Raw genomic sequence first — 15,800 nt, 5'->3', positions numbered from 1 at the left:
CGGAGAAAAAAATGGACTGGCAAAAAAAAGAAATCGGCCCCGAACTTGTAAACGAGATAAAAAGAAAATACGGTTGTGATCCTCTGACTTCGGCAATATTGGTGCGCCGCGGTATTATCGAAGGGAAGGATATACTATTCTATTTGGAAGACGATATGCGCTATCTTCACAGTCCCTTTCTATTTAAGAACATGGAGGATGCCGTAGACCGTATCTTAGATGCAAAAGAAGAAGGCGAGAAAGTATTGATTTTCGGAGATAGGGATGTGGACGGTATTACAAGCACGACCCTTCTTTATGAAGCCTTAAAAGATATGGGGCTTGACGTGTCATGGCGTATTCCTACCGGAGATGAGAGCTACGGGCTTTCTATAGAAGCCGTAGAAAAGCATGCTGCAAATGACGGCACTCTTATTATAACGGTTGACTGCGGCATTTCCAATTTTAAGGAAATTGAAAGAGCTAATAGTTTAGGTATTGATGTAATTGTAGTCGATCATCATACCCCGCAGGAGAGTGTACCGGATGCGGCCGTAATAATAAACTGTAAGATGCCCGATTCGGGCTACCCCCACGAAAATTTATCGGGCTGTGCTACGGCATGGAAACTTATTACGGCAATCCGTTTCGGAATGCAGCCCTTTTATAAACAGCAAGTTTCCCTTTTAAATGTGAGACCTGTAAATGACGCCTACTCGATAGAAGCGGTAAAACTTGTAAATATGGTTCAAATCGGAAAAATTACCGAAACAGTAGTTCCGGGTATGCTTTCTTTTTCTGAAACAAGGCTCGGCTCTTTTTTAAACGGTCAGCAAATATTTGTATGGGATGCTCCCTTACAAAAAAAGCAGCTTAAGAACATCTTCGGAAACGGAATTGAATTTAATTTTTTTGATTTTCAGCCTGAGGTTGCAAAACAATTTCCCCAAATGGGAGATATGAGCCTTTTGCGTTTAAAGGAATTTTCGACAATCGGAAAATATTATGAACAAGCCCAATCCGAACTCGAAACTTTTAAAAACATTTTTATAACCTTTGTACAGCAAAAAAACAGCTTTTACGGAAAGCGGGAGGCTTCAGAAATTCAGCTGGTTGCCCTCTCGACCCTTGCCGACCTTATGGAACTGACGGGAGAAAACCGCATTATAGTAAAACAAGGTTTAAAAGAAATAAACAAAAAACCACGGCTGGGGCTTGTAGATCTGATGGCTATGCAAAAACTTTTAGGGGCTCCAATAGGCACCGAAGATATAGCATGGAGTATTTCTCCCTTGGTAAACGCCTCCGGCAGAATGGGTAGGCCCGAAACGGCTGTTGAGCTTTTTCTTGCTCAAGATTCGGGCGAAAGAACGGCAAAGGCTCAGGAAATATTTCAAATGAATGAGGACAGAAAGGCACTAGGTTCTAAGGCTTGGGAAATTGCCCTGCCTTTGGCCGAAAAAAGTTTAAAGGAATATAACGAAAAATTGGTACTTGCGGTAAGCGCAGAATTTCACCGCGGAATTACAGGAATCCTTGCAGGAAGATTGGCCGAATACTTTAAACTTCCGGCTCTTGCTATCTGCCTGATGCCTGACGGCAGTGCGGTTGCCTCCATAAGGTCGGCCAGAGGTTTCCGCCTTTTGGACTTCCTTGAGCCCTATAGCGAGCTTTTTTTAGACTATGGAGGCCATGATTTTGCGGCAGGTTTCGGAATTGAACAAGAAAAACTAGGCCGGTTTTTGCAAAACTTAAAGCAATTTTCACAGTCAATGGAATTTGAAAGTGATGCAAATTCCGAAACCCTTATAATTGATGCAGAGCTTCCCCATGATTATTTAAAGCCTGAAATTCTAAACTTGGTAGATAAATTTGAACCTTACGGATGTAATTCCCCTGCTTTGACCTTTATGACAAAGAGGGTGAAAATTTTAAATGCAAATATTATCGGTAAAGCCGAACCTCTTCATTTGCGTTTTAACTTGGAATGCGGAAAATATAAATGGAATGCCCTTTATTGGAAGGCTGCCGACAAGCTGGGTACGGAGTTTAAGGTTGGGGACTATGCCGACATAGTATTCAATGTATCGAAAAATTATTTTAACGGTGCCGTTACTCCTAAAATGGTTATCAGGGATTTAAAAAAAATAGATTAGCTTAATTTAAGGATTATTAAAATGTTAAAAAAAAGAAGTTTTCAAGTATTTTTGTTTTTTTGTTTTTTATTTAGTCTCCATGCGTCAGGAAAAACGGATGTTTCCGATAGTGAACAAAAAAACAAATCTGAAAAAACTCCGTATATTATTTCGATACCTTCGAGCGGAGATTTGGGTTCTTTTTTTAACGTAAAATTTAAGGCTGCACGAAAAATAGAAAAAGCATGGGTTACTGTTTATGACACATCGGAAAAAAAAGTTCAAACTATCAATGCTTTTCCTATTGATAAGACGGAAAAAGAATGGGCGGCAATTGCGGCTGTTGCCGTTTGGTGGAAGACGGGAAAATGGAAGATTCGGACCCATCTGATAATTGAAGGAGCCCTTTTTGAAGAAGATAGGGGCTTTGAGGTTTTAGAAAAAGAATTTGAAGAATTTGTAATGAAGTTGAGTGCAAAAAATTCTCAAATTTTAAGAGATACCAGCCCTAAAAAAACGGAGCAAAGGAACAGGTTTGCCGAAGTTATAAAAATGCAAAACCTTGAAAGCCTTTATTTTAAAGGCCCTTTTGTAATGCCGTTTAATGCCACAAGAATAAGCTCAACCTTTGCCGAAAAGCGTACCTCAAAATATCCTGACGGAAAAACTTCGGTAAGCCGGCACTGGGGAGTCGATTATCCTGCTCCCAAAGGAACGCCGATTTTTGCTCCGGGAGCAGGAAAGGTTGTACTTGCCGAAGAAAGAATAGTAACGGGATGGACCCTTGTAATCGAACATGCTCCGGCTGTTTACACCATTTATTATCATCTCAATAAGATTCATGTAAAGGAAGAAGATTTTGTAAAACAAGGAGAAAAAATTGCCGACATCGGCACGACGGGATTTTCTACGGGGCCGCATTTGCATTGGGAGTTACTTATAAACGAAATACCTGCCGACCCCGAACTCCTCCTAACAAAAGAATTATTTTAACGTCTTATGGTTATATAGCTACATAGTATTGACAAAAAGTCTCTAATCCTTTATACTGCTTTTGTGAGGTACTATATGAAAAATTTTAAATCTTTTATTTTATTCACTCTTATCGGTATTTTTGCAGGATTCCTTGTTTCTTGCGGAAATAGGAACGAAAAGGACATTATAGCATTAAAAAAATTATCCGCAGAAAGAGCCGAAAAATCCATTAAGAAATTTGAAGATGAATATTTTATGACTGAGGCTATAGAAAAAAACGGATCGGTTATATTTGATGCCCAAATTAAGGATTTTAAAAATACTATTAAGAACAACAAGGCTGATCAGCAGCCTATGGAGAAGGCCGTTATTGAAACGCTTATCAAAAACAAAATCGGTTTAAATTTTACCTATATTAACGACCAAAAAGAAAAAGCTCTTTTTTATTCTTACGGTATCAAAAATCCTGTTCCCGAGATGTCCGATATCCCTATTTTGATTATGAAATTAGGAGATAAAAATATTGAGGCTGCCAGTCCTTTTTTAAAGGATACTACATTTTATCTGCCCTCAAACGGTATAGGTAAATTTTTAGCCCTGATCTCCCCTAAAGATTTCTTTTCGTTTTTTAATATGGACTTTTCCTATACTGAAATAAAAAACATGATGACTATGCAGCTTGACAGGCATTCTAAAAAAAGATATTTAAATGCCGAAAAAGCTATTTATAAAAAAGCCGATATAAAAAAGACCGATTCGGGATATGAAATTACTTTTAACAATGAACAGCTAAAACAAGTTCCGTCTCTTATTTGGTATGCCCTAAAAAACGATAACCGCTTAAAATTAGTGTTGAGCATGTATGAAAATGTTCTTACAAAAGAAATGTTGGATAAATTTTCCGAAAATCTTTCACCTGAAAAAATAGCTATCCCTGAAAATTTACGCATTACCGAAAAGATAAACGTAAAAGACGGATTAATTTCAAAAGATATGTTTACGGTTTTTGTAGCGGATAAACCATGGCTAAAATTAAGCTATGAAATTGAAGACTATGATTATGTTTTAAATAATTTAATTGCAAGTATAGAACTTTTTAGTGATGTAGATTCTTCTTCCCATACTATCACATTTACAAGCAGGGGGGAATCAAACGAAAATAAAGCCGATTTTATGATAAATATGTGGCTTACTGCTAATGATTCGATGAGTGAAGATTTGACATTAGGAGCTCTAAATTATGCCATACTGATAGATAAAACAAAACAGTCCGATAATTTTAAGGCTTCAATGAATTTTGCTTTTCCGAAAAGGATTCCCGTATATTCCGATGAAGAGCATGATGATAATAAGATGGAAATAATGGAAATGGCTTGTTTGGGCAGCTTTAAAAAGAACCCGGATAGTGTAGAGTTTGGCATAGATAAGGTATCTTTAACCGTTCCTGGTGAACTCGGCGGGGGCAGTCTTGAACTTGAATTGGATTCAAAAATGATTATGACTAACAAGATCCTAAAGAACATAGAAATGCCTAAAGATAGGATGAATGTGCTTGAAATGAACTCTGAGGACTGGACAAAAGTCAAAGATGAGTTTATTATGAGTATTGAAAGTCTATCAAAGGAGTATGGAAAATAAATCCTTTGATAAAGGATGTGTGATAAACAGTTCGGCACAAATGCTGCCTCACTGTTTATCTGCCGAGTTTGCCTTATCGGCAAACGCCTTAACTATTATGGGGGGCTTATGCAGATTCCAATAGATGATATAAAAGTAAAGCAAAGAGCTAGAAAAGAATTTATAGAAATTGAAGAGTTGGCAGAAAGTCTAAACCGTGTAGGGCTTTTAAATCCGATTATTGTAAATCAAAACAATGTGCTGATAGCCGGACAAAGGCGATTGGAAGCTGCAAAAAAGCTGGGTTGGAAAATGATTGAAGCAAGGGTACTCTCTGTAGAAGATGCGTCTCTTGCTCTCGATATTGAAATTGAAGAAAATGTGCAAAGGCAGCAATTTTCAGATGAGGAGCTTTTAAATGCTTTTGCACGCCTTAACCGTTTAAAAAATCCGGGATTTTTTGTAAGGCTATGGCGTGCAATAAAGGCCTTTTTTAAAAAAATCTTCGGTAAAAAAACTCAAAGTAGTAGTAAGCTGACCCTTAAAACAGGGAAGCCTTAAGCTCTTCTTTTAGATTTTCATTTTGAGTTTTTCCATAACGAAAGGTGTAAAGGTAACGCTTTATCTTTTGACTTGCGGTTTTTTCAAATTCGTCTACAAGTTCAATTTTATCTATCTTTGAAAACTTGTTTACTTTAGAGTTGACAAAAAATCTTATTTCGTTTAAAACTTCTTCCCTCTTATGCATTATCGCATTGGAAATTCCTGAGACGGCACCTCCTATGGCATCTTGTAAGCGTACGTAAGCGACTAGGGATGTATTTTCTCCTTCAACAACTAAGGATTCTGATACAAGAGGGTGCTGGTTTAAGACAAATTCTATGTCTTCAGGATAAATATTTTCTCCTGCAGCTCCTAGGATCATATTTTTTGACCTTCCTTTTAAGCTTACTTTCCCTTTATCATCTATGATGCATAGGTCGCCGGTCTTAAACCAGCCGTCTTCGGTAAAGGCTTCTTTTGTTAAGTCCGGGGCATTGTAATATCCTTTCATTACATTGGGGCCTTTTACTAGGAGCTCTCCTACTCCTGTTTGAGGGTCTTTGTTCCCTATTTTTATTTCTATCTCCGGAACGGTAATACCTATTACGCCGGGAACGGTTTTGTACACTGCGGAATAGGCAATCAGTGGAGAAGTTTCGGTAAGGCCGTAACCTATTGCATACGGGAATTTTGCGTCAACCATAAATTGTTCAACAACCGGATCTGTTTTTGAGCCTCCTATACCGAAAAATTTAAGACGGCCGCCGAAGGTCTTTTTTAGCTTTTTTCCGGCCTTACGGCATAATAATTTTCTTCCCAGTTTTGTTCCGTAAATTTTCTTTATAAGCGGACTTGCATTAAAGGCAGGAAGAATTTTTTGTTTATATATTTTTTCGATTATAATCGGAACAGCCAGCATAAAGTGAGGTCTCACTTTTTGAAGGGCAGGCAGGAGGTTACGAGGAGTAGGCGGACCTTCAAGATAGTAGATGCAGGCGCCGTTTAAGATAAACATTAAAAAGCCTATTGTAAACTCATAAACATGGGACATGGGTAATATTGAAAGAGCTGCCTCATATTGGTTTATTCGCTGACAGTTCTGACCTGCAATAGCCGTAAAGATAAGATTTTTATGTGTTAGGACAACACCTTTAGAGCGGCCTGTAGTTCCTGATGTATAGATAATCGAAGCTATGTCTTCTTCCTTGCATTTATGTTCCGGTATGGGAGTATCTGTTTTTATTTTACCTTTTTTTACGGAAAAATCTTCTATGTTTATTATAATATCCAATTCCTCAGCATTTTTTAATTTCTGAAAAAGTTTTTCGCCGATGAAGACGGCTTTTGTACCGGAATGCTTTATACAGGTCATTGCTTCATCTTCGTTAAAATCGGGTAAGAGAGGAACTGCGACGGCTCCAAGTGTAACTATCGCAAAATATGAAACTGCCCACTGCGGTGAGCTTGTGCTGAAAATTGCTACTTTATCAAGAGGTTTTATACCCAGTGAATGTAATAGTCCTTTTGTAGACTCGATTTTTTCTTTAAATTCTGTGTAGCTTATGGGTTGTTCGGATACATATGAAAGAGCCGGTCTATTTGAAAATTTTAAGACCGAATTCTTTAATAAGGCCGAAAATGTATATTCCCCAAGGTCATCGATTGTCTGCATAAATCCTCCGTTAAAAGTTCCATCAAATGTCTAAGACAAACGAATGATGATAAAGTTGCATTTTTATTGATTTTTATACCATTCTGCTATTCTTTTATTAAGAGAAGGAATAGAATCGGGGTAGGCCGAGGTATTACAAGCGTCCTTCAGATAGGGCATTAGAATTTCTTTTTTTAACATCGGCCAATTGCTCGGCAAGATATGAGGTGCATAAAAGCTTTGTGTTTGAGGCAGGTGAGCCAGCAAAAGCGGATAATACCTTGGGAATAATTTTTCGGTTACTTGGTGCAGGGCAGAAAAACCTCCTGCAAGGCCGAAGGAGTTTACCATTAAATCCATTTCATTGGCTCGGTTTAAAAGCTGCTCTTGGGTTTTTACCTGAAAGAACCAAATAAAAAAGGCCTCAGCCGCTTTGACGTTTTTTGCATTACTGCAAATTCCTCCGTAAAGAATGTCGTCTTTTAACGGAGTCTTTCCATTAAAGGCCAGCCATCTAAAATCTATGTTTTCCAATCTTTTTTGAGTAGCTGAAAAGAGGTCTTCGCTGGAAGCATAATAAAAAAGGCATTTTCCGTTTTTGACTAAAACATAGGGTGAGTCATAAAGATATTTGAATTTAAAGTCATCTTCAGCGGCTGCCGATGTGTTAACCTCGCTGCTCCAATCTCTTATATAATTTATTGCATTTTGAAGAGACTTATCGTTCCATGAAAAAAAATCGTTTTCTTCTTCAAATGAGGCATTAAAACCTTTAGTATTCATGTATAAAAAATCGTCCGACCAGCGCGGAGAAAAACCCATTGCCGTATAAGCACCTCTATTTATTTTGTTAAACTTAATTGCAAAATCTCTTATTTCATCGGGAGAAATGGAAAAATCGCTATTTGTTTTAAACTTATTTGCCGAAGAAAAAATAATCATCGGCAGGTTAAAACTTATAGGTAATAGATATTGATTAGCGGAAATATTTCCTAAGTTTAAGAGTTCGGGATAAAAGTCATCTTTGTTTATCTTTTTTTCTCCGAAAAGATTGTTGATTTTTCTAAATTTTACTCTGGCCGATTTACCTTTAAGCCATGAGCCTATAACTATGTCGGGCTGCACATCGGTATTTATGAGAGCATCGACAGGGCTTTTTTTGTATTCGACAATAACTTTGTGTTCGTTTTGTGAGTTATTAAAAACCTCACAGTATGAAACAAACTCTGCCCTGTCCGTCCAGATGACGGCTATCTTGTCTTCTTCGGTTTTTGCACATGAGGTAAAAAGCATTACTGCAAGTATAAAAAATAAAATATATCGTTTCATAAATCTTCTCTTACTCTACTGTTACTGTTTTTAACATAGCTCCTGTTTTCCGCTCATACCACGATACGGTATCGCCGAAGTTGAGGCTTACAAAATATTTTTTTAATATAATAGCTTCTTTAGGAAACCCGTAGAAGCGGGATAATCTTCTGGCTTGTTTTGAGGAGGTATTGTAGTGAACAAGGGAGCTGTTTCCTAAGTTGGTTAAAATGTCGTTTCCCGAAATTTCCAAAAAGGCATCTACGCTTTCTTCCTTGTAGGAAAGAATCGGTTTAAAGGTGCTGTCTATAGGATTTTTACGGTTTAAGCTGATATGCAGCAGTTCCGTCTTGGTTGAAGGATTAGTTCCTACCAAAAAGCAGGCAAGACTGTTCGGGCGCGACTCATTTTGTTCAAGCGAAAAAGCTAAATTCCCTTCCATTGGGATGGGGCTTGTTTCTTCCGTTAATGTATTGATTATAAAAACCGGACTTTGAGTACGTCCTATAGCACTTTTGGCAATAAGCATTGTGTTATCGTCTACTTGAACCGCATTTTGAATTCCGGGGGCAGTGTAAACGAATTCTTTTTTCCCGTTATCAAAATTAACCAATGTAACACCGTTAAAAGATTCGACATATAAAAATAAATTTTTATAGAACGAAACCGATATAACAGTTTCTTTGGGGACGATAATATTTTTTAGTGTCTTTGTATCAAGAGAGTAATGGGATATGGGGGTGCCCTTTTTTATATCCGACCACAACAAAAAGCCGTTGTTGTAAAATTTAAATTTATTTGCTTTAAGGTCTTCGATTATCGGAACAGTTTTTTCTTCCGGAGAATTTTGAACATAGATTTTTCCGGACTTTAGGATATATAAAACATTTCCGTCGCTTGTAATATCATCTATTTTTGAGCCGGCGTAGGTGAGCGGTTTTTCCAGATTTACTGAAGAGTTTTCGTTTAAACCTATCATGTAAATTGATCCGTCTTGCGTTCCTATTATCATATGATTTTTAATATGGCGGGCTGCCGTTATTTTGGAATTACCCGGCACATAAAAACCGTTTGAAGAAGCGTCTCCCTGTCTTATACACCATTCATTTTTTCTTCGGGTTCTTTCAATCCAAATAGGAATCGAATCTTGAATTTTGGAAGCAAAGAGGGCATATCCCGCTTGATGCTTGGAAATTGTTTGTCCTGTAGCCGCATCTATTACATAGACATTATTGCCCTTATAACCGATTATTCTTGTGAAGTTTTTTATAAGATTCGGATTTTCAAGTTTGTTTTCGGTTCTGAATTCTTTTAGTTTTTTTTCTTTGCTATATCGGTGTAAACAAGGCGGCCTGATTCCCCGTAAGTTACAATATTTTTTTCGGCTGACTCGGTAGCTGCCAAAGAAACTATTCCGGGAGCTTCTTGATAAATGTTTTGCACGATGCCTTTTGAATCCAATACCGTAATACCGTCGGTAGACCTATTGCCAACAAAAAGATAGGTTCCATTGGCCGACCATGAAAGAGATACAACAGAATCCGATAACCGTTTTGAAAATAATGTTTTCTTTTTTGCCCAATCCCAAAGAGAAACTTGATGAATGCTAAAACCGTTTGTTTCATAAACTGCAACGAGTTGTCCTTTAGGATGTACTGCTATTTTTTGTATGGGCATACTTGAAAGCTGCCAAGTATCCGGTTCGAATTTCGGATAAGAGTATCTGGTAACAAAGCCGTCCTTTCCTGCTGCAAAAAATATAGGCAATGTCCCCGAATTCATTATCTCCGTAACGCCTCCTGAAAATTTATGAACGACTTTTGCCGAGCGCAGCCTGTCTTGTTCGGGTATGGCCGCTCTTGCGCCTGAGTTACGTGAATAAAGGGCCTTGTCGTTTGCAACTGCAAGGCTCATGGCTTGAGCAAATACAAGAATATTTATTTTGGTTTCTTCCGGCTTTATCTCTGAGGTTTGAGCTTGTGGATTTGCACTTGGTGCCGGTTGAGTTTGCGGCGTTGCATTTGAATTTGTTTCCGCTTGGGCTTGCGAGGCAGGATTGGAGTTTTCTTCCGGCTGTGTTTGCGAGGCAGAGTTCGAGTTTGCTTCCGGTTGTGATTGCGAGGGAGTGCTTGAGCTTGATGTTCCGCCTCCTTGTCCGGTTCCTGCCTCCGTTTTCTGTTCTTGATTTTCGGCAACCTCGCTCCAAGGCAGATCCGTATTTTGAGCTCCTAATGAAAAACATAAAATCAAAGCAAAAAATAAACAAGCGCATTTTTTGTACATAGACTATAAATCCCTTCCTTCGGTAAAAATATTTTGATAGGAAAGATAGTTTCCTAGGTAGACTGCCGAAAAGACTTCGGACTTCTTTTTGTTTTTTATATCTTGACAAATTGAGTCATATAATTTGACAGGAATTTTCATAACGGCTACTTGATCTTCTTTTAGTCCGTAAACATAAAACTCGAAGCTGCCGTCATTGTTTATCGAATGGAAAAAAATTTTTATCTTTTTCCCTTTTATGTCTTTTCCGTTGTCCAATATAAAAAATTTTAATACTTCCATGGCATGAGGATCAAGCCCGGCTTCCACAACGGCAAGCCTTTCAGCCAATTCCGAATAGCCTATAACCGGAGTTTCATCGGCTTTTTCATATTCTATCTTTTCAGCTTTTTTTGTTTTTTCGTTTATTTCTTTTAATCCGGAACAGCTTGATAGACAGGCTATCCTGTCGGCTTCGGGAACAAAGAGTAAAATAAGATTTTTAGAAGGCCATTCGATCCGCGTTTTTATTTCGGAACGTACGTTTCTTCCGCATTTAGGGCATTTAAAGGTTAAATATGAACCGTCGTTTATTTTTTTTAATATTTCAGGTTCTTTATCTAAATTTATTTTAGCTTTATGTTCAATTTCAAAACTTGTATCGCATGGGCAATATATTTTCATAATAAACTCCAATATTCTTATATTATAACATATTTTAGAGAAAAATGTAAGAGCTCGCAAAAATGCCTATAAAACACCGCTTGCATATATCTTCAATTTGTGGCATTATGTAAGCCTATGAAAATCTGTTATTGCGGTAAAAGAGCTTTAAAGCTTGCTTTTGTTTTGTTGATTATTATGCTCCCGCTTTACGCCCAAGATGTTTTTTTAGCAGGAAACGGCGAGGGCTTGTTTAAGATAGAAAATTTTAAAACAAAAAAAATATGGAGTGATTCTTCTGTTTTAAAAATATGTAAGACCGGAAACCAGTGGCTTTTTTTAACGGACAAAGGCCTTGCGGCAAGTAAAGATTTAAAAGACTTTTATTATCTAAATGAGAAGCTTCCAAAAAAAATAATTAAAAATATAGATAAAAACGGAAACAAAACTTTTATAGAAAAAATTCCTCAACTAAAAGATTTGGAAGTTCACCCCTTTAACCCTAATATCTTTGTTACGGCAACTTCAAGCAATGTTTTTTTTGACGAGGGATTCAGGGAAAACATGGGAAGACCTCGGGGCGAATCATTCTGTAAACGGAATAAAGGCTGTCTGCGTTTTGGATATGCCTAATTCAAGAGGTGAAAAAGTTTTGACGGTTTTTGTCTCGCATTCGATAGCCGGTGTTTCATGGAAACAGCCTGATGTTAATTCAAAAGTATGGAATGAATTAAACAACGGTTTAAAAAAAGGACCTGAGGGTGTTGAAGAGGTTTCGGATATTGTGTTTGATCAAACTTCAAAAAGTGTTCAAGTTTATTGTGTTCAAACTTTTTCAGGAATAATTTATAAACTTGATTGGAGCAGAAAAATATTTACATCATTAAACAAAAAAGAAAAAGAACTTGTTTGTGCGGATAGTCTTAATATTATCGATAATACTGTGTTTGGAGTTATAGAAGGAGATATACTGCAAAGCAATTTACTTATGCCGAAAACTCAAATTTATATTTATAAAAATTTATTTAAACCTTATGATAAAATTAAAAACTATCTTAAAAAATCAAATTATCTATGTGCTTTTGTGCCCAATACTTTAACCATGCTTAGCGGTAACTTATCCTTATCGGAACTTTGGTTATTACATGATAAACAAAATCAAATCAATCCTTATGCAAAGAAAGCGGATGGAAAAAAAGGTATTTATACGCCTACTCATCAGATGAGCGATGAAAAATCTTTTGAAAACCATCTTAAAACAATCAAAGATAATAAGCTCAATGCCCTTGTAATCGATATGAAAGATGAAGCAGGCTTTGTCCGTTATGAAAGTAAAAACGAAGATATAAAAAAATATAACGGTATAAAATATACTCTCGATATTGAAAAATTTATAAAAAAAGCAAAAGCGGAAAAGATTTATCTTATTGCCCGAATTGTCGTATTTAAAGATAAAAATTTATATAGATATAATAACGGACAGTATGCCGTTCAGGATAAAGAAACCGGAAAGCCTTGGCAGGGCTATAATCTTTATAACGGAGAAAAAGAAATTATACAGGAGCATTGGGTCGATCCTTATAACGAAGCCGTTTGGAAATACAATGTAGATATAGCCGAAGAACTTTGCTCTCTCGGCTTTGACGAAATTCAATTCGACTATATTCGTTTTCCTACCGACGGCTTAAACCTTGCAGACATCCGATACCCTGCAAAAGAAAACGGCATGGACAAGGTCAGTGCCCTTATGTCTTTTCTGGCCTACTCACGCGAAAGAATCAAGGCTCCTATTTCTATAGATATTTACGGAGCAAACGGCTGGTACCGCACGGGAGCCCGCACGGGGCAGGAGGTAGAACTTCTTGCAGAATATGTGGATGTTATCTGCCCGATGTTTTATCCCAGTCATTTTTCTCAAAGTTTTTTGGCCTACAATCCTGCCGAAGAAAGGCCTTATCGAATTTATCATCAAGGTTCATATAGAAACAAATTGATGGCACGCAACAAGGTAATTGTACGCCCTTGGGCTCAAGCCTTTTTTATTCCGGTTTCTTACGATAAAAAATACTATGACGAAAATTATGTAAAACGCCAAATTTTAGGAATTAAGGATTCCATAGATGAGGGCTATATTTATTGGAATAATTCCGGCAGATATTTGGATCTGCGTCCTGACGGGGAGGGCTTATAATGACGGAACTTACGGCAGCTTCAAAAGAACTTCATTTTATTCACCAATGGGGAATAGAAGTAATCAGGGCTGTACAAAATTTTTCAAGTCCTTTTCTTAACGAGGTAATGAAAATTTTTACTGAAGCTTCCACTTACGGATTTGTAGTTTTTATTATAGGTCTGTATCTTTGGTGTATAGATTATAAAAAGGGGCTTCATCTTGCCTATGCCGCTGCTTTTACATCGGGACTCAACGGTGGGATTAAGCGTATTTTTAAAATTCCCCGTCCCTTTGCTCATGCACCCGAAATTATGCTTAAGAGCATAGGCGGTTTTTCAACGCCTTCGGGACATTCTTCGATAAGCGCTTTTATCTATCCGGCTGTTTTGTTTTATAAGCCTTTTGGAGAAAATCTCTCAAAAGATTCTCAACAGGTAAAGCATCAAAAAAGCGGTACTGCTTCGGTTAAGCTAAAAATCGCAGCTGCAATTATTCTCCCGCTCTTGGTAGGTTTTTCACGGGTTTATCTCGGTGTGCATTATCCGACCGATGTCTTATTAGGCTGGGGGCTTGGTTTGGTAATATTTTTAGGGCTTATGTTTTTTCTTCCCGCAATGGAAGCAAAACCTTCCAGTTTAAATAGGACGGATGAGAGCGATGCCCAAAATATTAAACTCAAAAAAACTGAATCAATAAGATTTACCATTGCAGCTCTTTTTTCATTTATACTCATTTTAATTTCAAAGGAAAAGGTTCAAGAAGCCGGCACAATCCTTGGGCTGGCTTTTGGGAATATCCGTATCCTTGAAAATTCAAAATATAGCTTTGACGCTTCTTCGGGAACTTCGGTTCAAAAAATTTTACGTTTTATAGTCGGTTCTGTTCTTTCATGTATTCCGATTGTAATTTTTTATATTTTAAAAATAGATTCAAGTTATGCTCAATACAGGCTCTATCGATTTTTGGAATTTTTTGCAGTCGGCCTTATTGCCTCAGGTCTTGCACCGATAATATTTTGCCGCTTAAAAATTTCGGGAGAAAATAATGCAGATAGGTAAATATGCCTTAGACGATCCGATAGCCGCAATAGCAACGGCTTTAAGCCCGGCAGCCCTAGGAATTGTCCGCACTTCGGGGAAGGGGGCAATAGACCTTGCTTCCGTAATATTTTCAAGACCTCAAAAACTAACAGAAGCTAAAGGCAACACTATCTTGCATGGCTGGGTTTTAGATCCCGAATCAAAAAAAGAAGTTGATGAGGTTATGGCCTGCGTTTACAGGGAACCGAAAAGTTTTACAGGAGAAGATTCCGTCGAATTTATCTGTCATGGAGGAACCGCCGTAGTTTTAAAAATTTACCGCCTTCTAATTGAGAACGGTTTTAGGGCGGCCGAGGGCGGGGAGTTTACCTTCCGTGCCTTTGCCAACGGAAAGGCCGACTTAACGCGGGCTGAGGCTGTAAACGAAATCATCAATTCAAAAACCGATATAAATATTGAACTTGCTGCAGGCCGCCTATCGGGGAATCTTTTTTCAGGTATAGGAGAAATAAAGAAAGAGCTTATTGCAGCTATTGCGGCGGCCGATGTCGAAATAGAATACCCTGAAGACGAGGAAACAACCGGCGGGGCATTTTCCCCCGATTTGATTTTACGGATTATCGAACCTCTAAAAAAATTAGCCGATTCATGGGCAGCGGAAAAAATCTTTATTCAAGGAGCTAAGGTTGTCCTTGCGGGGAGAACCAATGCAGGGAAGTCCTCCCTCTTTAATGCTCTCCTAAAAGAAGATAGAGCCATAGTTTCGGATATTCATGGAACAACAAGGGATTGGCTTGAAGCCTCCCTAAATTTTAACGGTATCCCTGTAAGCCTTTACGACACTGCCGGAATACGCTATACTAAGGATTCAATAGAGGCTATAGGTGTCGAGCGGAGCTTGGAGATGAGCCGGAACGCAGACCTCATCCTCTACCTTTGTGACCCAAAGGATATCCTGTCCGCAGGTAGTTTAAACAAGGATGATTCCGAATTTATAAAAAATGCAAAGGCTCCGGTAATTACGGTTATCACAAAAGAGGACCTAATCGATACCGAGTCAAAAGAAAAAATAAAAGAAATCTTAAAAGCCGAAAAAATTAAATATCCCATAATAATTTCATCAAAGGCTTCTAACGGGATTAAGGCTTTATCTGAAAAGGCCTATGCTCTTCTCGCAAAAAATACCGGCAGTTCAGACTTTTCTAAAACGGCCTCCCTCGGAAGTGAGAGGCAGAGGGAGGCCGTGCAAAAGGCCTTGGATGTGCTTAAAACGGCCTATCAAAATGCCGTTGAAGGTTTTCCCCTAGACCTAATTGTAGAAGACCTTGAAGAGGCTTTAAGCTTTTTGGGTGAAATTACCGGAGAGGTACGCTCCGACGATATCCTAGATAAGGTATTTTCGGGCTTTTGTGTCGGAAAGTAAATTCTATAGCGGCAATGCTTTTATTGTCAAT

Annotated in this window: 9 protein-coding genes and 2 pseudogenes; 7 read left to right on the top strand and 4 right to left on the bottom strand. The window is 37.9% G+C overall.

What is annotated here, in order from left to right:
- The first annotated feature begins 11 nt into the window (after positions 1 to 11).
- The 4 genes from recJ to JO40_RS01350 all read left to right on the top strand — a co-directional run bounded on the left by recJ (position 12) and on the right by JO40_RS01350 (position 5,267).
- Positions 12 to 2,135: a single-stranded-DNA-specific exonuclease RecJ gene (gene recJ, locus JO40_RS01365; RefSeq protein WP_044977555.1), complete on the top strand. Its 2,124-nt coding sequence runs from the start codon at positions 12 to 14 to the stop codon at positions 2,133 to 2,135.
- Between the two features lie 21 nt (positions 2,136 to 2,156).
- A complete protein-coding gene (locus JO40_RS01360; protein WP_044977554.1) occupies positions 2,157 to 3,107 on the top strand; it encodes a M23 family metallopeptidase in 951 nt (316 codons plus the stop codon).
- Between the two features lie 75 nt (positions 3,108 to 3,182).
- On the top strand, positions 3,183 to 4,727 hold the full coding sequence (locus JO40_RS01355) for a hypothetical protein (RefSeq protein ID WP_044977553.1): 1,545 nt from the start codon (positions 3,183 to 3,185) through the stop codon (positions 4,725 to 4,727).
- A gap of 108 nt (positions 4,728 to 4,835) precedes the next feature.
- Positions 4,836 to 5,267, top strand: a complete 432-nt coding sequence (locus JO40_RS01350) for a ParB N-terminal domain-containing protein (protein ID WP_044977552.1) — start codon at positions 4,836 to 4,838, stop codon at positions 5,265 to 5,267.
- Here JO40_RS01350 and JO40_RS01345 read toward each other — a convergent pair.
- The 4 genes and pseudogenes from JO40_RS01345 to JO40_RS01330 all read right to left on the bottom strand — a co-directional run bounded on the left by JO40_RS01345 (position 5,248) and on the right by JO40_RS01330 (position 11,154).
- A complete protein-coding gene (locus JO40_RS01345; protein ID WP_044977551.1) occupies positions 5,248 to 6,921 on the bottom strand; it encodes an AMP-binding protein in 1,674 nt (557 codons plus the stop codon). The genes JO40_RS01350 and JO40_RS01345 overlap by 20 nt on opposite strands.
- A 63-nt stretch (positions 6,922 to 6,984) precedes the next feature.
- Positions 6,985 to 8,229, bottom strand: coding sequence for an extracellular solute-binding protein (locus JO40_RS01340; RefSeq protein WP_044977550.1), 1,245 nt, complete (start codon positions 8,227 to 8,229; stop codon positions 6,985 to 6,987).
- Between the two features lie 10 nt (positions 8,230 to 8,239).
- A pseudogene (locus JO40_RS15145) lies at positions 8,240 to 10,491 on the bottom strand (YncE family protein).
- Between the two features lie 3 nt (positions 10,492 to 10,494).
- Positions 10,495 to 11,154 (bottom strand): CpXC domain-containing protein, encoded by a 660-nt coding sequence (locus JO40_RS01330; protein WP_044977549.1) that lies wholly within the window; start codon positions 11,152 to 11,154, stop codon positions 10,495 to 10,497.
- A 99-nt stretch (positions 11,155 to 11,253) separates the two neighbouring features.
- On the opposite strand from JO40_RS01330, the pseudogene JO40_RS01325 reads away from it, so the two are divergent.
- The 3 genes and pseudogenes from JO40_RS01325 to mnmE all read left to right on the top strand — a co-directional run bounded on the left by JO40_RS01325 (position 11,254) and on the right by mnmE (position 15,769).
- Positions 11,254 to 13,324 (top strand): annotated as a pseudogene (locus JO40_RS01325) (putative glycoside hydrolase).
- Positions 13,324 to 14,364, top strand: a complete 1,041-nt coding sequence (locus JO40_RS01320) for a phosphatase PAP2 family protein (protein WP_044977548.1) — start codon at positions 13,324 to 13,326, stop codon at positions 14,362 to 14,364. Before JO40_RS01325 ends, JO40_RS01320 begins: the two are co-directional and overlap by 1 nt.
- Positions 14,351 to 15,769, top strand: a complete 1,419-nt coding sequence (gene mnmE, locus JO40_RS01315) for a tRNA uridine-5-carboxymethylaminomethyl(34) synthesis GTPase MnmE (protein ID WP_044977547.1) — start codon at positions 14,351 to 14,353, stop codon at positions 15,767 to 15,769. Before JO40_RS01320 ends, mnmE begins: the two co-directional genes overlap by 14 nt.
- Positions 15,770 to 15,800: the final 31 nt, after the last annotated feature.

The organism is Treponema putidum, assembly GCF_000755145.1.
GTDB lineage: Bacteria > Spirochaetota > Spirochaetia > Treponematales > Treponemataceae > Treponema_B > Treponema_B putidum.
The sequence above is the reverse complement of the archived record's forward strand: the minus strand, read 5'-3'. Positions and strand labels throughout refer to the sequence as shown.